This window comes from Flavobacterium sp. GCM10022190 (assembly GCF_042656445.1).
Classification (GTDB): Bacteria; Bacteroidota; Bacteroidia; order Flavobacteriales; family Flavobacteriaceae; genus Flavobacterium; species Flavobacterium nitratireducens.
On sequence record NZ_JBHSOQ010000003.1, the window covers coordinates 372456 to 394961 of the forward strand.

The 22506-nt window shown below is 32.0% G+C and carries 12 protein-coding genes; 3 read left to right on the forward strand and 9 right to left on the reverse strand.

What is annotated here, in order from left to right; all coding sequences use genetic code 11:
• Positions 1-338 precede the first annotated feature (338 nt).
• The 8 genes from ACFPTQ_RS11795 to ACFPTQ_RS11830 all read right to left on the reverse strand — a co-directional run bounded on the left by ACFPTQ_RS11795 (position 339) and on the right by ACFPTQ_RS11830 (position 14966).
• The gene (locus ACFPTQ_RS11795; RefSeq protein WP_379777731.1) at positions 339-1235 is read right to left on the reverse strand and encodes a carbohydrate kinase family protein; all 897 of its coding nucleotides are present in this window, start codon (positions 1233-1235) and stop codon (positions 339-341) included.
• Positions 1236-1256: 21 nt separating this feature from the next.
• Entirely contained in the window at positions 1257-2813 is a 1557-nt protein-coding gene (locus tag ACFPTQ_RS11800; protein WP_379777732.1) for a glycoside hydrolase domain-containing protein, read from the reverse strand.
• Positions 2814-2832: 19 nt separating this feature from the next.
• Complete coding sequence (locus ACFPTQ_RS11805; RefSeq protein WP_379777733.1) at positions 2833-4230, reverse strand: DUF4960 domain-containing protein; 1398 nt, start codon at positions 4228-4230, stop codon at positions 2833-2835.
• A gap of 18 nt (positions 4231-4248) precedes the next feature.
• The gene (locus ACFPTQ_RS11810) at positions 4249-5940 is read right to left on the reverse strand and encodes a RagB/SusD family nutrient uptake outer membrane protein (protein ID WP_379777734.1); all 1692 of its coding nucleotides are present in this window, start codon (positions 5938-5940) and stop codon (positions 4249-4251) included.
• A gap of 20 nt (positions 5941-5960) precedes the next feature.
• The gene (locus ACFPTQ_RS11815; protein ID WP_379777735.1) at positions 5961-9062 is read right to left on the reverse strand and encodes a SusC/RagA family TonB-linked outer membrane protein; all 3102 of its coding nucleotides are present in this window, start codon (positions 9060-9062) and stop codon (positions 5961-5963) included.
• A 3-nt stretch (positions 9063-9065) separates the two neighbouring features.
• Positions 9066-10679, reverse strand: a complete 1614-nt coding sequence (locus tag ACFPTQ_RS11820) for a glycoside hydrolase family 32 protein (RefSeq protein ID WP_379777736.1) — start codon at positions 10677-10679, stop codon at positions 9066-9068.
• Positions 10642-12000 (reverse strand): sugar porter family MFS transporter, encoded by a 1359-nt coding sequence (locus ACFPTQ_RS11825; RefSeq protein WP_379777737.1) that lies wholly within the window; start codon positions 11998-12000, stop codon positions 10642-10644. The genes ACFPTQ_RS11820 and ACFPTQ_RS11825 overlap by 38 nt, the downstream gene beginning before the upstream one ends.
• Positions 12001-12230: 230 nt before the next feature.
• Entirely contained in the window at positions 12231-14966 is a 2736-nt protein-coding gene (locus ACFPTQ_RS11830; protein ID WP_379777738.1) for a substrate-binding domain-containing protein, read from the reverse strand.
• Positions 14967-15619: 653 nt separating this feature from the next.
• Between ACFPTQ_RS11830 and ACFPTQ_RS11835 the strand changes: the two genes are divergently transcribed.
• Positions 15620-16654: a LacI family DNA-binding transcriptional regulator gene (locus ACFPTQ_RS11835; protein ID WP_379777739.1), complete on the forward strand. Its 1035-nt coding sequence runs from the start codon at positions 15620-15622 to the stop codon at positions 16652-16654.
• An 80-nt stretch (positions 16655-16734) separates the two neighbouring features.
• On the opposite strand, the gene ACFPTQ_RS11840 is transcribed toward ACFPTQ_RS11835, so the two are convergent.
• The gene (locus ACFPTQ_RS11840) at positions 16735-18972 is read right to left on the reverse strand and encodes a glycoside hydrolase family 3 C-terminal domain-containing protein (RefSeq protein ID WP_379777740.1); all 2238 of its coding nucleotides are present in this window, start codon (positions 18970-18972) and stop codon (positions 16735-16737) included.
• 194 nt (positions 18973-19166) lie between these two features.
• Here ACFPTQ_RS11840 and ACFPTQ_RS11845 point away from each other — a divergent pair, with 194 nt between their 5' ends.
• Positions 19167-21350, forward strand: coding sequence for an alpha-glucuronidase family glycosyl hydrolase (locus ACFPTQ_RS11845; RefSeq protein WP_379777741.1), 2184 nt, complete (start codon positions 19167-19169; stop codon positions 21348-21350).
• Positions 21351-21375: 25 nt separating this feature from the next.
• On the forward strand, positions 21376-22506 hold the full coding sequence (locus ACFPTQ_RS11850; RefSeq protein WP_379777742.1) for an endo-1,4-beta-xylanase: 1131 nt from the start codon (positions 21376-21378) through the stop codon (positions 22504-22506).

Below are 22506 nucleotides of genomic sequence, written 5' to 3' on the forward strand. Positions count from 1 at the left end.
TTAGTAATTCATTCCGTAATAATTATGGAACAAACTGTGGTTTAGTAATAAATAAGAGATTGATTTTAGTCAATTGTAGCATACATATTGACGAAGAATTAGAAAGTTGATGATGATTTTAAAATAAAGTTTCTTTAATACAACTAAGACTATTATGATAAATACCTTTGTAAAATCAAGAGCCTGCTAAATTACAGGCTCTTGAAAAGTTGTTACACTTTTATACTTGATAATAAAAACTCAGTAAGTCAAGGTAAAAAAGGATTTACTCCTAATATAGCGACAACATTTGGACATATTGCTCAAGAATAATCAATCGCTTTTCCCCTTTTAAATTGCTAAATATTCATGAACTTTTTTAGTTGCGAAATAGAAATAGTTGGATTTGCTCCTTCACTAGCAGCAACCAAAGCACCAATAGCACAGGCATAATTTAAAGATTTCTGTGGAGATTTACCTTTCAACAATCTAATAATTAGAGTTGCCAAAAAGGAATCTCCTGCCCCAACAGTATCAACTACATCTACAAAATATCCGCTGTTATAATAAAACTTACCATTATTGTACAATACTGCTCCAAAAGGACCTTTCGTTACACAAATCTGCTGTGTATTAGTCATTTCAGAAATAAACTTTATATTTTGTTCAAAGGAATTATAAGGAGAGTTTATTTTTTTACTAATTTCAACTAACTCCTCATCATTTAATTTTATAAAATCGGCTTTATTCATTAATTCAATCAAGATATCTAAAGTATAGTAAGGAGCTCTTAAATTGGCATCTAAAATTTTATAGTTTGCTTTATCTAAAAGAGTCATTAAAGTTTGCCTTGATACCTCATCTCTACAAACTAGGCTACCAAAAATAAAAGCATCGGCATCACTAATACTTTCTATCATTTGATCATTGATAACTATTTTATCCCATGCAGAAGGATAATGAATATCATAGGACGCATTACCCTTTTCATTAATCATTACATGAACAACTCCTGTTTTATAATCATTATCAATTTGAATTAATTCTGAATTTACTTTGTGATCTTCAATATACTTGACAATTTGTTCTCCATTTTCATCATTGCCTATTTTACTAATTATCGAAGTTGCTGCTCCTAAAGAATTCATTCTTAAGGCTACATTTAAAGGAGCTCCACCAATCTTTTTATGTGTTGGGAATTCATCCCATAACACTTCTCCAAAGCATACTGCCTTTAGCTTCTTTTCATCGTTCATTTTAATCTTTTTTATAAATTTCTATTCAGGTTGCACAACCTGAAGTTGTGAAACAGTACAATTTTGTCCTTGAGCTAAAATTCCCCAACTGTACTTTTCTCTTCCGTAAATACGATTGGTTAAAGCCACTTTTCCATTAATATAAAATACCACTACACTTCCTTCAGAAATGATTTCAACATTATACTTGGTATTCGCTTGTAAATCAAATGGAATTCTTGTTGTTTCTTGTGAAGCCGAATTATATCCAATAATAGCATCATTAGTAACATCCATTACAATTTTATAGTAGCCACCTGTACTATTTGTATGAAAAACAAATCCTGAAACACCTGTTGAATTTGTTAATGTAACTTCTCCATTTATTTTTGCTCTTTTTCCAATAGGTTTAAATGTTACCATTGCTTTATCTGAAGTACTTGTTAAGGTATAAGTATTGTTACTAAAATTCACATTTCCTTCGGTTGCTGTAGACTCAATTGCAATATTTTTACCAAAAAAGTTTTTAACTGATTGTGGTGCTTGAGTACCTAAAGTTCCATCTGAATTTTGAACTAATTCATGGATAACCATATTTCCTGCCCAATCTTTATTACCTAAATCATTCTCAGGTGATTTTCTGGCATTCCATCCAAAAACATATCTTTTATTTCCATCTGAAGCTGTTTTTCCGGCATAAAAATATTCTCCATCAATTCGATCGTTTTGTGGTGTAATCCAAGGACCATTTAGAGAAGTTGCCATTCTATAATGCGTTCCTTTAGCTCCACTCCAGTTTTCTGAGAAAAATAAGTACCAATAATTACCCATTTTAAAGACATCCGCACACTCCATCATTAAATAATTTTCTTGAGGAGTTGTAGTGTAAATCGGAGCTTGAACTGTCCAATTTCCCGATGCAGGATCAGCTGTTGTAAAATGTAATAAAACCGCTTTTCTACCTGGTTCCGTTTGTGTACTTACTAACATTGAATATTTATTCAATTCTGAATTAAAAAACACATGAGGATCCCTAAAGTCATAATTATAATAACCTGCTGGAGCCGTTATTTTAAAAGTGGAGACTTTAGTCCAATTCTTTAAATCTGTACTTGTTGCGCATAAAACACTTTCTCTTGGATTGGATTCTAAAAAAGCGGGGATTCCATTGTGACCTGTGTAATAAAAATAATAGGTATTACCTACTTTTACTACCGAACCTGTTCCAACTCCAAAATCAGCTTGAGTTGTATTTCCATAAGGGATCATTTGACCTTTATAGGTAAAATGGGCTAAATCGGTACTTAAAAACTCATGAATATCATGAAATCCTTTACCATCCGGTTTGTTTTTGGCATCATGAAGGAAATAAATGTGAAATTTACCATTGTCAAAAAAAGGCATAATATCACCTGTATAACCTGCACTATAATAGGGCTCTGTTCCTCCATCAATCCATAATGATGGAGGAATGGGATAAATATCAGTTATTGTTGAATCTCCTCCCGTAATTGAGCCTCCGATATAATTATCATCTTGACTACAAGATAATAATGAAAAAAAAATGGACGCAAATGTTATTATATTTTTAGTTTTCATTGTATTGATTTTAATTGAATTATTTACCTGCTAAATAGTTAATACTATTTTGAGTCAAGGTCTTAATATTTGTAATAAATTCATTTGCTTGACTTGGAACACCATTACTATTAGCTTCATTATACCAATCATAAGCTCCCATAGAAATCACAACAACATTTTTATCTGTTCCTGTATTAGGCCATTCTGCAATGGTAACTCTACCATTTAATGCATTATCCCATGATTCACTTGCAAGGTTAATACCTCCTGTTTGGTTTCTCCAACCTTCACCGTTTACATAACCTCCCCATTCAGGTAAAAACCACCATGCTGTATGATTCAATCTAAAAGTTCCACTTTGTAATAAATTGGCCTTACCTGGTTCAAAAGTTACTAAGCCATTAAAAATAGGGTGGCTTTCATGTCCTACAAATGACATACCCCAAGAATTTCCATCTACAAAACCATTAGGTAGAAAATCTCCAAAAACATTATTAGGACCTTTGCCAGAAGGTACAATACCTAAAGCATCTACATATTGTGAAGCAAATGTGGTTAATAATAAATTACCTCCGTTTGCTCTGTAATTTTTAAGAGCTGTTGTAACAGTTGGGTTATAAGCAACAGAAGGTAAATTAGTAGCTGAATCAAAGTGCCACCATATTACATCTATGCCGCTCAAACTCGCACCATTAACAATTTCATCAAAAGAAATATATTTAGCTCCATTAAAGTTTTCAAACAACCAATTAGAAGCAGTTACCTCATCCATATTTGTAATTTGACTTCTTGTGGCTGCAGTTCCTATAAAAGCAACAACTAAGCCTGTTACCGGAACTCCAACATTAGCTGTATAATTAACCGATTTTCCATTAGCTGTAATAACAAAAGTTACTGGTTTTGAAAAATCAATCGTTGAACCCGAACTTGGAGATATAGATACTCCTTGAGTCAATTCAATAACTGGATTTAAAGATGTTAAATTAGTATTTTCAGGAAGTACCATTGAAATAGTTTTATTTACATCATTGATAGTAGCAGAAACACCATTAATTTTAAAACTCTTTATTGGACTTAATACAACAACTGAAACCGTATAATCTTTATATAAGTTACCATTTATAACTCGAAATTTAATAGCACTTGAAAAATTAATCGGTGTACTTGTATTTAAATTTGAAGTTGCTCCATCTTCCAAAATTACCTCAGGAGTAACTGCAGTTATCTCCGATCCATATGGTAAAGTCACTGTAATTTTTCCTAATTTTTGGTCTATTTCACCTGCAACACCATTAATTTTAAAAGTATTAACATCCGATGGTGAGTTTAGTTCAAGATTTGCACTATCAAAGCTATTTTCACATGATGTAAACACTAAGAACAATGCAAATATCAAGGACAATTTTGTCCAATTCTTAACTATAATTTTTTTCATTTTGATATTTGTTATGAATTAATATCCTTTATTTTGTTTGTATAAACCTTGGCTGAAATTAATTTGCTTCAACGGAATTGGGCAATATTCTTCTTTATGAGCATCAAAAAAAGCATCTTGATAATAGCTTCGTTTTGTTTTTTCTTTATCATAAAAAGCATTCATTACCTCATCTGTAATTCCCCATCTCACTAAATCAAAAAAGCGGCTACCTTCCATTGCAAATTCTAATCTTCTTTCCCAACGTAAAGCTTTGCGGGCAAAATCCTGTGTCCAATTGCAATTAACTCCATCCTCATATAAACTAATTTTGAAATTGCTTACATAAGTAAGTCTTCCGGTACTTTCTGATGCTCTTTTTCTAATATCATTAATTAAAGGTAAAGCTTCAGTTTGTCTTCCTAATTCAATTAAAGCTTCCGCTCTCATTAAAATTACATCCGCATAACGAATTTGAATTCTGTTTTTTGAATTACCATAAAAAGGGTCAATATTAACCACACAAGAACAACTTGGAGCAACATTTTCTTTTAAAGAAGCATAATAGCCATAAGTTCCAGGAGAACGATTCCAAGCCTCAACATATAAAAATTCCGGATCGTATTTATAGGGCAAACCTGGTAAAGCTACTGTATGATACAATCTAGGATCAACCGTGTTAGCATCAATGTTTTTATAATCAAAATCTGAATTATTATACGTATCAAATTCAGGAAGTCCATTAGCAGCTGTTTTAAAAGCATTCACTAAATTTTGACTAGGTTTGTGAAAATCACAACAACCTAAGCCTTGAGGAGTTGAAAGCACATCCGAAAAATTTAATCTTCCATATAAAGTCCCGTCATTATCAGAAAATTGAATTGAAAAAAGCGCTTCAGGGCCATTTTCGTAACTTCCCGGTAAAAAGTTATTAGAAAAATCAGGTTCTAAACTAGCTTTTCCAATTACTTTGTCAGTAGCTTCAATTACTTGTTGTAGATGTTGTTGATTCACGCCTGTTACAGCATAGGTTTCATCTTGAGTATAAGCCTGATACAAACGAGTTTTAGCTAAATAAGCGTAAGCTGCTTTTTTTGTTGCACGTCCTACTTGAGGTTGAGTCTCAGGTAATGCAGTAGCTGCAGCTTGAAAATCTTCAGCAATCTTATCCCATAATTGTTCATTAGTAAGTGCATTATTAGAAATAGTTTTGTATTCCTCAACTGGAATATCTTCAGTAATATAAGGGACATTTCTAAACATAATTTTTAGCATGAAATAAAAATGACCTCTTAGAAAACGCATTTCGGCAATTCTGGTATTTTTTAAAGGATATTCAGCTTCAGAGATTTGTTCCAATGCTTTTAGGGCTTTATTAACTCTGGAAACCCCTACATAACTGATGTACCAAAAGGAATCTAACTCTCCAAAATCGGTTCGGATATTATTAGAAACTTCAAAAAAGTGAAAATTTTGAATATCATTAGTTCCACTACCGCCTTTATAAGCATCATCCGAACGCACATTCCCAAATGGCCATAAACTGTATGGTGAATCATAATGATCATTTCCTAATTGTGCATAAGCGGCATTCATAAAACCCTCTATTGATTGTGGGGTAACAATATCACTTTCTGATAAAACACCGCGTGGCTGATTATCAAGAAAATCAGAACAGGAAGTAAATGTCCCTACTACTAATAAAACAGATATATATAGTAACTTTTTCATGTTTTTGAATTAATCTTTAATTAAAATGTGAAATTAAAACCAGCTGTAAAAGTGGTTGGTTGTGGATAGCCAAATCCGGCATTTTCAGGATCAACACCTGTAAAGTTCTTAGCATCAATAATTAGTAAATTTTGACCACTGATGTAAAATCTAAAACTCTCTAAGGTTAATTTTTTAAGTAAATCTTTTGGAAAATTATACCCTAATTGAAGCACACGAAGTTTTAAATAGTTTCCATTTTCTACATAATAAGATGAAAATCTAGACTCTCCATTTTTATCATTAGTAGTTAAGGCTGGAATCGTAGAGTTTGGATTATCCAATGACCATGCATTTAATAAACGGGTTCCTTTATTAGATCCCACATCATCAACACTCCAAAAATCAGTTTGGTATTTTGTAAAGTTGATTACATCTACATTACTTACTCCTTCCCAAAAAGTTGAAAAATCAAAATTCTTATAGCTTAGACCTACATTGATTCCGTAAAGTAATCCTGGATTTGGATTTCCAATCCATGTTCTGTCTTTATCCGTAATCTCTCCATCTCCATTTAAATCTTTAAATCGAATACGACCAAGCCCTTTTCCTGGTTGCTCTGCTGCTAGATCAACCTCATCTTGAGTTCTAAATAGCCCATCAGCAACATAACCGTACATGGAATTGATAGGACGTCCTAATATATTATCGTTTAATCCGTCACCACCATAGTTGTTTTTAACTTCATCAGGTAATTGAGTGATTTTATTTTTGTTAGTCGATAAATTGGCCGTAATATCATATTTCAAACCAAATGAAGTTTCATCATGATAACCCAATGAAAATTCCCATCCTTGGTTTTCCATCGAAGCACCATTTAACCAACGATTTCCTCCTTCACCAATTACTCCTAGATAAGGAGGTAAAACCAAAATATCTTTTGTTTTCTTGATATAATAATCAACCGAACCGTTTAATTTTTGATTGAATAATCCAAAATCTAAACCAACGTTGGTTTGTGTAGTTGTTTCCCATTTTAAATCATCATTACCTGCTTGAGTAGCAATAAAACCAGATGGTAATAAACCATTTCCGTTTCCTGCAATATCATAAGCTGTTCCAAAAGAAGTAGCCCATGTAGGACTTCCTCCTGCATAACTAGCCAAATAAAGAGAATAAATTGCAGTGTTACTTATTTCCTGATTTCCAGTTTGTCCCCAACCGGCTCTCAATTTTAAATCTGAAAATACAGGAGCTTTATCTTTGATAAAATTTTCATTGCTAATTCTCCAACCTGCAGAAACTGCTGGAAAAACTCCAAATTGATTGTTTTTACCAAAACGAGAAGAACCATCACGACGAATAGTAGCTGAAAGCAAATAACGTTGATCAAATTCATAATCGGCTTTTCCAAAATATGATAGTAACGTATAAGAAGTTGATGTACCACTAGTAAAAGATTCTCCAGTACCTGCATCTGGATACATATAATCAGGAGTTTCAATTAAAAAGTCGTTTTTACGTAATGTAGTATTGTCAAATACTTCTTTATACATTTCGGTACCTGCAATTAAATTCAAAGTATTTTTACCAAAATTTAAATTGTAAGCAGCAGTATTCGTCCATGTCCATTTATCACTTACAGACTGATCGATAGTAACAGATGTTTGATCATTTTGCAAATAACCCGATTGGTAACTTCTTTGTAGATTTCTCTTTTTATAAAAACCATAATCAATACCAAAACTTGATTTGATGTGTAAATTTTTCATCAATTCTAAATCGGCATACATATTTCCAAATAGACGCAAATAATCGTATTTATTGTCTTTATTGTATTCTAAAAGGCGAACAGGATTTTGTCTGTCGTTCATTCCTCCCACAGGACCTCCCCATCCTTTTCCATCAACTGTACGAACAGGAATTAAGGGTAAAGCTCGAAGAGCTGGATCTAAAACACCTGGATCAGTCACTTCATTAGTGCGGTTCAAAGTAAAATTTTCACCTATTACCAATTTATCATCAAAATATTTATAAGAGCTATTCATTCTGGCAGAAATTCGTTCAAAGTCAGTTGTTTTCACAACACCTTTATTACCATAATATCCTAATGAAAAAACATAGTTTCCTTTTTCAGAAGCATTAGAAACAGATAGATCATAGGAATTAGCTACACCAGTTTGAGAAATGGCATCATACCAATCGGTATTTGATGATTTCAAAGTTTGATTGGTGTCCAAATATTCAGGTACTAATATTTTATTTAATTGTGGTTTATTATCAACAACTGACCAATCAAATTGGTAACGTAAATTATTGTTATTAGGATTTAAACCATCATTGATATTTGCTTGCCAAAGTGCTTTTCCAAATTGCTCCGTATTCATTACACTTAATTTTCTAGCGTAATCAGAGAAAGAAGCATATGAACTGAAGTTAATTCTCATTTTACCTGCTTTTCCTTTTTTGGTCGTAATAATAATTACTCCATTAGAAGCACGAGAACCATAAATACTGGCAGAAGAAGCATCTTTTAAAACTTGAATAGATTCAATATCATTAGGATTCAATTCATGCATTCCTGATTTTGTTGGCATTCCATCAATTACATACAAAGGATCTGTATTATTTAATGTACCTACACCACGAATCACAATTTTAGTATTTCCTCCACTAGGAGAACCATCTGAAGAAATTTTTACACCAGAAACTCTTCCTTGTAAAGCTTTTATTGGATTGGGTTCCGTTTGTTTCATTAAATCCTTCATGTCTACAACAGCAACGGCTCCAGTAATATCACTTTTCTTTTGAGCAGAATATCCTGTTACAACTACCTCATTAAGTTTATTGTCATCCAATCTCAATGTGATAGTGATATTTTTTTGATCTTTTACTTGAATCCATTGAGTAGCATATCCAATAAAAGAAGCAACAAGAGTCGCGTCTGAATTTACTTTTGATAATGTAAATTCACCATCCAGATCTGTTGTTGTACTTATGTTTGTCCCAGAAATTTGAATTGTGGCTCCTGGTAATGGTAATCCATCATCTGATGAGAGTACCTTTCCTTTAATTCCTACTTCCTGAGCGTTTATAATCAGAGGAAGAAAGAGAAACAGAAAAAATAAAATTCTACTTTTCATACATTAATTTTTTTGGTTAGTTTTTAGTTGGTTTATTAAAATAGTACTCAATACAATTCCTTCTTTCGAAGAAGCAGAAAGAGTAATAAAAGGTTTATTGGGAAAAAATATTTCGGTCATTACTTTTTCACCGTTGTTATAAAATAATTCGATAGATGTTTTGTCTAATATAATTTTAAATGTGGCCTCTTTTTGATTTCTATCTATGGTTGCTTTACTAATTGAGGAAGCAAATTTTTCTGAAAAATCAATTTTACCCGATATAGAACGATCAATAAAAAGGTAGTTGTCTACTGTATTTATTCCAAAAGTAAGGTGCTCTCCAATTTCATTTGAAAGAGTAAATTGATAGTTATCTTCTTTAATATTTTTCAAATTGAATTCTATGATAGCTTGAGTTAAATCAATTTCTTTCGGTTTTACTATAACTACTTTTTCTTTATCAATTAGGCTTTTCTTTTTAATTGTTTTTGAAATATAGTTATTGAGTTCCTTAACAGGATTACTTACTAAATAATAGTTATTCGATTTATTAATTAATCGAATTTCACGAGCAATAGTTGTACTTCCTCTCCAACCAAATGTGGGAACCTGCTGTGAATAATTCCAATTAGACATCCATCCAATAAATAGTTTTCGTCCATCAGTACTCGGAATATTGTTCCAAGTTACTCCCGCATAATTGTCTTTTCCGTAGTCAATCCATACTGCTTGTCCATTTTTTACTTTTTTTGAAAAATTAGAATCTAATACAAAATGAGTTCCGTCAAAATCACCTATAAAATATTGCGTTCCGGAACCACCATTTGCACCACCTGGATTTAAACTTTGAATCAAGACCCATTTGGTTTCATTAGAACCTTCTACTTTCATTTCAAAAAAATCAGGACATTCCCAAGTACCTCCATGAGCTCCGATGTTATTTCCAAAATCAGAAATAAATTCCCAATTTATAAGATTTGACGATTTATAAAACTGCACTTTATTTTGTGCAGCTAGAACCATTATCCATTGCTTATGTACTTCATCCCATGTTACTTTAGGATCACGAAAATCTCGAATTTCTGGATTTTTAATTACTGGATTGCCCTCATCAAATTTTTGCCAGGTAAAACCATTATCGTTAGAAAAAGCAATATCCTGTTGTTCTGTATCTATCTTTCCTTCTTTTTCCTTGTCCATATCATGTAAAGTATATATTGCCACAATAGGAGTCGATTTTCCATTTTTAAAACCCGAAGTATTATTTGTATCAACAACAGCGCTTCCTGAAAATATGTATTTGTTGTTATCAGGATAAATAGCTATTGCTTGCTCTTTCCATTGAATCATATCTTTACTTGTAGCATGCCCCCAGTGCATAGGCCCCCAAATATTCCCATCAGGATAATATTGATAATACAAATGATAGGTTCCGTCTAAGAAAAACATTCCGTTTGGATCATTCATCCATCCTTTTTGAGGAGTGAAATGAAAATTTGGTCGGTACATTATTTCTTCTTCAGTAATTGTCTTATCAATTAACTTTTGCGCTATACCTGATGAATTTTTACAACTTCCTAAAGTCAGAATTAGAGAACTACAAAATATCAGCAGTCGATGTTTCTTTAATTTCATTTTTGTTGACATTTTTATTAGTTAAATTTTCACTTAATATTTCTAGAGAAATTCCTTTAGTTTCGGGCATTAAAAACATTACAAAAAGTAGTTGTAAAACCATCATTAAGGTAAATATTAAAAATACAATTGATGGGCCAATTTCAGAGAATAACATCGGTATTAAAGAAGGAATTATTGCTGCCAAAACCCAATGTACAGAACTCCCAAATGCCTGTCCCGATGCACGAATATGGTTAGGAAAAATTTCAGAAATAAATACCCAAATTACAGCCCCTTGACCTATAGCATGTGATGCAATGAATAAGAAAAGAAAAATAGGAACAGACAAACCTCCCCAATTAAAATAAAAAGCTGCTGAAACCAAGCCCAATGAAATGATATAACCCACTGAACCAATATACATCAATACTTTTCTTCCTAATTTATCTATTAATGAAACACCTACTAGAGTAAAAATAAGGTTTGTTATTCCGATTCCTATACTACTCAACAAGGCTGTGTTTTGACCTAATCCTGCTTCTTCAAAAATTCTTGGAGCATAATATAAAAAGGCGTTAATTCCAGAAAATTGATTAAAGAAAGCGATTAAAAAAGCGAGCAATAATGGGAAACGATACTTTTTCATGAAGATATTTTCATGCTTTGTTACACCATTTTCTCTTGAATCATCCATTAAGTCTTTAATACTTGCTTTAGGATCAATTTCAAATAAAACTTTTTTAGCTTCATCATCTCTATTTCGGGACAATAACCATCTTGGACTTTCAGGAATTGTAATTATAAAAAGTATGTAAATAAAAGAAGGGATAGCTTGAACACCCACCATCCATCGCCAGGCATTTTCACCTATATCTTTCAAGAAATAATTGGAAACAAAAGCAATTAAAATACCTAAAACAATATTAAACTGATACAGAGCAACCAAACGTCCGCGTTTATCAGCTGGTGCAATTTCGGAAACATAAGCAGGTGCCGCTATTGTTGAAGCTCCAACACCTAAACCTCCTATAAATCTGAATGCAGCAAAAACATATGGATCATTAGCAAAAGCGGCTCCAACAGCTGAAATGAAATACAAAATTCCAATCCAAAATAAAGTTTTTTTACGACCAATTTTATTAGTAGGAACTCCTCCAAAAATAGCACCTATAACGGTACCCCATAACGCCATTGCCATAACTACAGTTCCATGAAATGCATCAGAAGAATGCCAAAGTTGCTGTAGTTGTTTATCAGCGCCAGAAATAACAACGGTATCAAAACCGAAAAGAAAACCTGCCAGTGCAGCAGTAACAGACCAAAGTAGTATCTTATTCATTGTACATGTATTAAAAATGTTTTGCTAAGATATTCGTAAAAAAAGCAACTTATTTTTAATGATGTTACAATTTATTTCTGTAATTAATATTGGTTTGATATTTCAAGTACAAACTCTTTGTTTTCAAAGGATTTACATTAATATAAACTATCAACGAAATCCTTATAGTTTCGATTTTGTTACTTTAAGTATAAAATTGTTACCTTAAATAGGTTTGTTTTTATATGTTCTTATAATGATGATTTGTATTCTTTAGGTGAAATTCCAAATTTATTCTTAAAAGCAGTAGAAAAGTAATTTGGAGAAGAGAATCCAAGTGAATAGGCAATCTCTGAAATGTTCATTTCATTAGACTTCAAAAGCTCGGCAGCTTTTTCTAATTTAATATTATTAATATGATCACTAATGTTAATTCCTATTATTGCTTTTACCTTTCTATATAATTGAACTCTTGATACATTCATTTTGTCGGCTAAATCCTCTACCGAAAATTTAGGATTTTCAACATTACTCGTAATGATTTCATTCATTTTTGTAATAAAAGTCTGTTCCTGGTTGCCAAATTTTGATTCGGGTTCTACGCGATAAATGTTATTAGTATAATAGTATCTAAGTTTTTCTCTGTTAAAAAGCAAACTTGAGATAGATTGTTTCAAAATTGATAGACTGAAAGGCTTAGTCAAGTATTGATCTACACCACTCTGTAACCCTTTCAAAATAGATTCTTTATTACTTTGTGCCGTTAATATAATTATAGGAATATGTGAGGTACGTAAATCCTTTTTTAACACTTTACTTATTTCATAGCCATCCTTATCCACTAAATTAATATCACATATAATGATATCAGGAACAATATCCATGGCTTTTTCAACTGCATCACTCCCATCTGAACTATAAACCATATATTCATGCGATAATTTTGATTGCAAAAAGGAAACTAAATCATTGTTATCTTCTACTAATAAAATAGTGTGCTTTTCTGAATCTGTAACCATATTAAAATCTTTCAAATCAAATTCAGGTTCTAAATTATCTGTGATTAAATTTTGACTTAATTTTAAATTATCCACATTTTGAATAATTTCAGATGGTTTCAAATGTTTATTCCCTTTTAATAATGTGATGATAAATTCACTTCCTTGTTTGGATTTAATATCCATTTTCCCCTGATGTAATAAAATAAATTCTTTTGATAAATGCAGTCCAATTCCTGAACTGTTTTTGTTGTTATTTGAGGCTCTAAAAAAGGGTTTAAAAACATTTGATATTTCATCATCTGGTATACCAATTCCAGAATCTTTAAAACTTATTTTAACTGTGTTATCTTGATTTTCAATTATAGTAATGTTTATTTTGCCATTATCGGGAGTAAATTTAAACGCATTGGAAAGTAAATTAAAATAAACTTTATCCATTAATCCTCTATCAATAAACAACTCTAAATTTTTATTCTTACAATTAAGTTGAAATTCAATATTTCTGCGTGTTGCCTCTCCTTTGAAATTAGTCATAACTTCATTGGTGAATTCATAAATTTTTGTATTCGAGGCTCTTAATGTAAATTTTTGTTCTTCAACTTTTCTAAAATCCAATAATTGATTGATTAATCGCAATAAGCGATTAGAGTTTTTGTAGATTAATTTTACTTCATCAATAAGCTTTGAATCTTTAATTTTATCATCTTCAATCAAGGATTCTGTTGAACTCATGATTAAGGTTAATGGAGTTTTAAATTCATGCGAAAGCCCGGTGAAAAAATTGAGTCTTATCTCATTTCTTCTTTTTATTTCTTCAGCAAAGTTTTCAATTTCATTTCGCTGACTAATAATTTTAGCATTTGTGACTTCAAGTTCTTTCTTTTTCTTACTTATTATTATTCGGGAATAGATACTATGGACAGCAAATAAAAAGATAATAAGACTCAAAACAATTAGAGCCTTTAAAAGAGTACTCTGACTACTATATTTTTCTAATTGTTCTTTAATAAAGTGTTGTTGATTTTCAATATCAGATTGTTGAAGTGATATTTTATCAAATTGACTACTCATTATTTCTGCATTTAGAGTATCAATTAATGTAGTATTGAGCTTGTTATTTTTAGGAACAATTTCTTTATTTATAATTTTTAAAGCTAATTTTATAGCTTCAGCACCACCAGTAGGATATAAAATGGTTCCTGCAAGAACACCTTCTTTTACAAATTCCAAACCGCCATTAGGGCCATTAAGTCCGTCAACACCAATAAACTTAATTTTATTATTTGGTTTTTGCTCTTTTGCTATTTTCCATGCATTATAAGCTATAACATCGTTGAATGCAAAAACATAATCTATTTTAGGTAAGCTATCTAAGATTTTGACAAACTTACTGTTAGGCGTATTAAAATTATCAGCATCAATACTTATTTTATGTATACCGGGAAATTTGTCTAAAATTTGTTTGAAACCTTTACTACGCTCAATACCAGGGTTAGTTTCTATTTCACCTCTAATTTCAACAACTGTTGCATTTCCTTTTGATAAAGAAACGATTTGCTTACCCGCAAGTTTACCTACTTCAACATTATCAGCTCCTAAAAAAGCTGCATAATTTAAGGTATTTACTTTTCTATCAACAACAATAACAGGAATTCCTTTTCGATTTGCTTTCTCAATTACAGGAATTATTGAATCAGATTCATATGGAGCAACTATTATAACGTCCATATTTTGTTCAATCATTTTCTCAACATCCTCAATCTGTTTTTTTACTTTACGATCGGAATTATAAATAGTCAACTTAACATTTGGGTGGAGGGATGCTTCGACTTCCATAGCATGATCCATGGATTTTCTCCATAAATCATTATTTATGCATTGTGAAAAACCTATAGAAATGGTTTCTGTTTTTTCATTAGAGGAATTACATGAAGTAAACAAATAACTCAATAATAATATTGATGCTATGATATTTATTCTTAACATAGATTTTCAAAAATTTAAAAAAAATTACAAAGTGATTTTAGATATTTATCTAAGTAAACCGAATGAGTCAAAAAGTTGAAAGTATATTACTTTATTATAATATAATTAAGCCATATATTTTTAAAGGGATAATTATTTCAATTTTGATGAAAATTAAAAACTTTAGCTTTAACCACAAATGTATAAAAAAATACAACTTTTTAACCTGAATCTGACTTTTTAATACAACACAAATGATTTCAAGTAAATAAGTACAAAAATTACTTTTTAAATTTTAAACTATATTACAACTTGTATTTAAAAACAAACTACTACTTTAAAACATGTAGAAAATGATTTGAAATTTGTGTTTTAGAGGTCACAAATAAAACCCTTAAACATACTGTTTTTCAGTAGTTTAATGATTTTTTGTTTTGTAAATAGTACGATTTCTATTTTATGAAAAGAAATAACAGCAATCGATTGTTTTTTTTGGTATTTTTGTTTTAAATCGTACTAAATTTAAGTACTTCTTTGAACGATTTTTTTAGAATAATAAAAGTTTAGGATAGCATTATATCAAAATTAAAAAAAAATACAACAAAAACTAAAAATATCGCAAAGGAAAAATTACCTTTAAAAAATGTATATTTGATTATAATTGATTCAAATCTATGGAAGAAAATAAAGATGTCACCATATACGATATTGCTGAAAGATTAAAATTAGCAACTTCTACCATTTCCAGAGCTTTAAAAGATCATCCCTCAATAAGCGAAAAAACCATAAAAAAAGTAAAAATGGTTGCCGAAGAAATGGGATATGTTCCCAATTCGCTAGCAGCTGGATTAAGAGGTAATAAAACCCAAACCATTGGGGTTTTAATTCCTACGGTTACACAACCCTTTCTTTCTTCTTTAATTAGTGGTATCGAAATTACTGCTCAAAAATCTGGATACAACGTTATCATCATGCAATCTAATGACTCCTACGAGGCAGAAGTGAGTATGGCTAAGTCATTATACAGCAGTAGAGTAAGTGGGGTTATTTGTTCATTAGCCATGAAAACCACTGATACTTCGCATTTTCAACAATTTGTAGCTAATAATATTCCACTGGTTTTTGTGGATAGGGTTCCTAAAAACTTCAATACCTTTCGTGTAATTATCGATAACTATTCTGCTGGTTATAAAGCGACCAAACACCTTATTGAACAAGGCTGTACTCGTATAGCTCATCTTACTGCTGGTTCCGAGTTTGGAAATCTATATAGTGAAAGAAGAAGAGGCTACATCGACGCATTAAAAGAACATAATCTTCCTGTAGATGAAGAACTTATTGTAGATTTAAAATCGGTAACTTACAAAGACGGTGTTAAAGCAAGCAATAAACTATTGGACTTAAACCCTATTCCTGATGGCATATTTGCCTCGGGAGATATTATTGCGGTGAGTGCTGTTCAAACAGCTAAAAAAAGAGGTTTAAAAATCCCACAAGACATAGCCGTTATAGGATTTAACAACGACCCAATTTCAGAAATTATAGATCCCAATATCTCAACAATATCTCACCCAGCCTCCAAAATGGGAAAGGCTTCGGCCGAAATTATTTTGAAAAATATCAAATCAACCAAGAAAAAAGATGAAGTAAAAGAAATCACTTTTTTAAACACTGAAGTATTGGTAAGAGAATCATCAAAAAGAATTTAATTTTCAAATTTCCTACATAAAAAAAAACTCATTGTAGCTTATGCATTCAATGAGTTTTTTTGTTTAACCAAATAATCTGTTTATTTTACAGAAACAGTAATCTCTTGCATTTGAGGAGCCCCTAACTCAAAACTCCTTTTCATTGGACTAGAACCACCAATATAAATTTTAAAATCTCCTGCTTCTATGATTTTAGTACCATCGTTTTTAACCAATTCAAAGGCTTTAGGGCTTAACGTAAAACGTACTTCTTTAGTTTCTCCTACATTTAATGAAATACGTTGCATGTTATTCAATTGAAAATTAGGTACGTCTACCGAAGCTTTTAAATCCGAAATATACAATTGAACCACCTCTTCGGCAGCTTGCTTTCCTGTATTTGTGACTTTAACCGAAACTACTACTGATTCATTTTTAGAAATACTTTTTGCCGAAACTGAAGCATCACTATACGAAAAAGTAGTATAACTTAATCCAAAACCAAAAGGATACATTGGATCTACGTTCATATATTTATACGTTCTGCCTTTCATTGAATAATCTTCAAAAGGTGGCAACTGACTCAACGATTTTGGAAATGTTATAGGTAATTTTCCCGATGGTGCCACTTTACCAAAAAGAACATCTGCAACTGCATTTCCTCCTTCTTCACCAGGATACCATACTAACAAAACTGCATCGGCAAATTCTTGAACCTCTGACAAATTCATTGGACTGCCTCCTGTTACCACAGCAACAATTGGTTTTTTATTAGCAGGATTCTTATCTGCGGTCTTTCTTAAATCTCTCAAATATTCAATTTGATTTTTTGGCAAGTCATAATCCAATCTGTCTCCAGCTGTGTCCGAATCAATAGAATCTCCTTCTTCTCCTTCTAAGGTACTTGAAACACCTAAAACTACAATCGTAACATCACTACTTCTAGCATTTCCTGTTGCATAGTTAATAGGATTGATAGAAGGCTTATTAAGCATTGCTCCTAATCGATATTCTAATTGGCTCTCCGGACTAATTGCAGCAGTAATTCCCTCTAAAATGGTAACCATCTCTGGGTTAATACCATGATAATTTCCTAAAAGCACCTCGATATTAGATGCATTTGGTCCAGTTACAAAATACCTTTGAAGATTATTCTTTAGCGGTAAAACGCCATTATTCTTTAACAAAACCATACTCTTTAAAGCCACTTCTTTAGATAAAGCTCTATGGGAAGGACTATTCACAACTTGATAGGAAATAGCATCATAAGGATTACTTCCCATTGGATCAAATAATCCAAGTTTGAATCGTGTTCTAAGTAAATTTGCTAGCTCAACATCAATTTCTTTTTCAGTGATAAAACCTTTTTTAACTGCATCAGATAAAGCATAAAAAGAATCACCACAATTTAACCCAACCCCACTTTTAACAACTAGCGCTGCTGCTTCAGCAACATCTTTAGAAAAACCATGACCTCCTTTATCTTTAGTAACATAAAAATCTTCAATAGCTCCACAATCTGTTACGATATGTCCTTTAAAATTCCATTGCTTTTTTAAAACATCGCTAATTAAATATTTATTTGAACAACAAGGTTCCCCATTAGTACTATTATAAGCACACATTACCGATTCTACCTTAGCTTCCACTAATGCTTGAAATGCCGGTAAATATGTCTCCCATAAATCTTTAGGCGTAGCACCTGCATTGAAACTATGTCTAACTTTCTCAGGTCCGCTATGCACAGCAAAGTGTTTAGCACAAGCGGCAGTTTTTAAAAAATTAGGATTATCGCCTTGCAAACCTTTCACAAAAGCAGTCCCTATTTGCGCTGTTAAAAAAGGATCTTCACCAAAGGTTTCTTGCCCTCTTCCCCATCTAGGGTCTCTAAAAATATTGATATTAGGCGTCCAAAAAGTTAAACCACTATATCTTGAATAATTCCCTTTTGATTTATAAACATTATACATGGCTCTTGCCTCATCTGAAATTGCTGTAGAAACACGTAACGCCAAATCAGTATCAAATGTAGCCCCTAATCCTATAGCTTGAGGAAAAACGGTGGCAACTCCTGAACGACCTACACCATGTAAGGCTTCATTCCAGTAATCATATGGCGGGATATTTAATCTTTTGATTTCAGGAGTGCTATTCATCATTTGAGCAATCTTCTCCTCCAAGCTTAATCGAGAAATCAAGTCTTTTATCCTTGCATCAACCGACAATTTAGGGTTATTAAAAGGAAATGATTCGATTTGTTTATTTGTATTTTGACCTCTTACTGAGAAAATTACAAACAGCAATAACACGCATAAAAAATCATTCTTAAATCTTGCCATAATTTACATTTTTAATTGATTTGTATTATTTTTTTTATTGTAACAAAAAAAATTCTCTAAAATTTTTTTATTATAACACAAAGTTATACTTTTACGCAACCGATTGCAAATATATTTTCGAAAGTATATCAAAAAATTATAACTCCTTCCTTTTTTTTCTACTAATAAAAAAGGAACCGAAACGAATAAAACCAATGAAATTAAAGTTAATAGCTACACCAAATATAATCAAGCACTTAGCAAGTATTTTCATATTTGTGTTTACTCAAGGTGTCTTTGCGCAAGCAGACTATAATTTATGGCTTCAGTATTCTCAAATTCAAAACTCAAAACTGCAATCGGAGTATTTAAAAAGTATTCAAAGTATCAATGTTACAGGAAACAGTAAAACAATTCAAATTGCAACCGATGAACTTCAAAAAGGGTTAAAAGGAATAGTAGGCAAAAAAATTACGGTACAAAATACAAATGCATTCGAAAATAATCTCGTATTAGGTAACTTCTCCTCTTTAAATAAAGAATTACAACAAAAGCTCAAAGCGGATATTGATAAAATAAACGAGGAAGGCTATTGCATCAAAAAAATCACTACAAATAATAAAAGTCAAATTGTTATAACAGCCAAAAGTGATGTAGGACTATTGTATGGAAGTTTTCACTTTTTAAGAGTCCTACAAACCAATCAAAGCATACAAAATATAAATATTGTTGAAGCACCTAAAACAAAACTTCGAATCCTAAATCATTGGGATAATTTAAATGCGTCTGTTGAACGTGGATATGCCGGTTCTTCAATATGGAATTGGCAAAAATTACCTGATTATATTGACCAACGCTACCTTGATTATGCCAGAGCAAATGCGTCGATAGGTATTAATGGTACCGTTTTAAACAATGTAAATGCCAATGCACTGATACTAACTCCCCAATATCTGGAAAAAGTAACTGAGCTAGCAAACACCTTCAGACCTTACGGAATTAAGGTATATCTAACGGCGCGATTTTCGGCACCTATAGAAATTGGGAAGCTAAAAACAGCTGATCCTATGGATCCAGAAGTACAGCAATGGTGGAAAAATAAAGCAAAGGAAATCTATAAATCTATCCCTGATTTTGGCGGGTTTTTAGTAAAAGCCAATTCTGAAGGACAACCTGGTCCACAAAATTATGGTCGTAATCACGTAGACGGTGCAAATATGTTAGCCGATGCTGTAGCCCCTTTTGGTGGGATTGTCATGTGGAGGGCTTTTGTTTATTCTGAGCATGATGTTTCTGATAGAGCAAAGCAGGCTTACAGTGAATTTGTTCCCTATGATGGAAAATTTAGAGCTAATGTTATGGTACAAGTTAAAAACGGCGCTATAGATTTTCAACCTAGAGAACCATTTCATCCCCTATTTGGTGCTATGCCAAAAACACCTTTAATGATGGAATTTCAAATTACTCAAGAATATTTAGGTTTTAGTACACACCTAGTATTTCTACCTAAATTATTCCAAGAAACATTAGAAGAAGATACCTACAGTAAAGGAAAAAGCGCTACTGTTGCTAAAATTGTAGATGGAACACTCGATAATCATCAATTATCAGGCATCGCTGGAGTTGCAAATATAGGGAGTGACCTTAACTGGACTGGGCATCCCTTTGGTCAAGCTAATTGGTATGGATTTGGGCGATTAGCTTGGAATCCTTATTTAGATTCCGCTGAAATTGCCGAAGAATGGTTGCGCATGACTTTTTCTAATAATAGTCAATTTATTACAGAAGTAAAAAAAATGATGCTAGACTCAAGAGAAGCTGTAGTTAATTACATGACACCCCTTGGTTTGCATCACATCATGGACACAGGACATCATTATGGTCCAGGTCCATGGGTTAGCAATTTAAACCGTCCTGAGTGGAATCCAGTTTACTATCATAAAGCGGATACTAATGGGATAGGTTTTGACCGAACAACAAAAGGTAGTAATGCAACAGCACAATATTCGGCTGAACTTGCCAAACAATTCAATGACGTTAATAGTTGCCCAGAAAAATATTTATTATGGTTTCATCATTTGCCATGGGATTATCAATTAAAAAATGGAGAATCTCTTTGGAATGCTTTAGCCTATAAATACCAAGAAGGGGTAAATCAAGTAGCAACTATGCAAAAAACCTGGGACAAAATGGAACCTTATCTTGATGAAGTACGATTTAAGGAAGTACAAATGCTTTTGTCTATTCAACATAAGGAAGCAAAATGGTGGAGAGATGCCTGTTTACTTTATTTTAAACAATATTCTCAAAAAGAACTACCTGAAGGAGTTGAAAAACCGTCACAAAGCTTAGAATATTTCAAGTCATTAAAATTTCCTTTTGCACCGGGAAACAACTAAAAAAAAATCAATAAAATCGAAATTTATGATACAACCAACCAAAACCTTACTCCTACTGTCTACTTCACTACTTTTACTAAATAGTTGTACTAAAATTAGTAAAAGCACTGCTGAACAAGATAGCTTAAAAAATGCTTACAAAAATGATTTTTACATTGGTACAGCCCTTAGTCAATCACAAATTTTAGAACAAAATCCAATTGAAAATGCACTAATTGTAAAGCAATTTAACAGCATTACTCCAGAAAACATCATGAAATCGATGTTTGTACAGCCTACAAAGGGTAACTTTGATTTTGCTTTAACTGACAAATATGTAGCGCTAGGAAAAAAACACAATATGTTTGTACATGGACACACACTAATTTGGCACAGCCAATTAGCTCCGTGGATGAGTCAAATTAAGGATAGTAGCGAAATGAAAGCTTTTATGAAAGACCATATTAGCACCGTTGTTTCTCGATACAAAGGAAAAATCGATTCATGGGATGTGGTTAATGAAGCCCTTAATGAAGATGGAACTTATAGAAAGTCTGTGTTTCTTAGAACTGTGGGCGAACAATTTTTAGTAGATGCCTTCAAATTAGCTGCTCAAGCAGACCCAAAAGTCGACTTATATTACAACGATTACAATCTTTGTAATGCTAAAAAAAGAGCTGGAGCAGTCAAACTAGTACAATTACTTAAAAAAAACGGTGCTAAAATTGACGGAGTTGGCGAACAAGGACATTGGCATTTAGAGACACCTACACTAGAAGAAATAGAAAAAACTATTTTGGATTTTTCAGCTCTGGGAGTAAAAGTGGCATTTTCAGAATTAGATATTTCTGCACTTCCAAGTCCTTATGGTTTACAAGGAGCAGAAATCAGTCAACGATTTGAAAACAATGCAAAAATGAATCCCTATCCTAAATCACTTCCGGATTCTATGCAGGTTAAACTCGCTAAACGCTATGAGGATATTTTTAAATTATTTTTAAAACACAAAGACAAAATTAGCAGAGTTACCTTTTGGGGAGTAAATGACAAACAATCTTGGTTAAACGATTTTCCTATCAGAGGAAGAACCGATTATCCTTTATTATTTGACATTAATTTTCAGCCTAAAAAAGCCTATTACCAAGTTTTAAATTTAAAGCAAAAAGCCAACAACTAA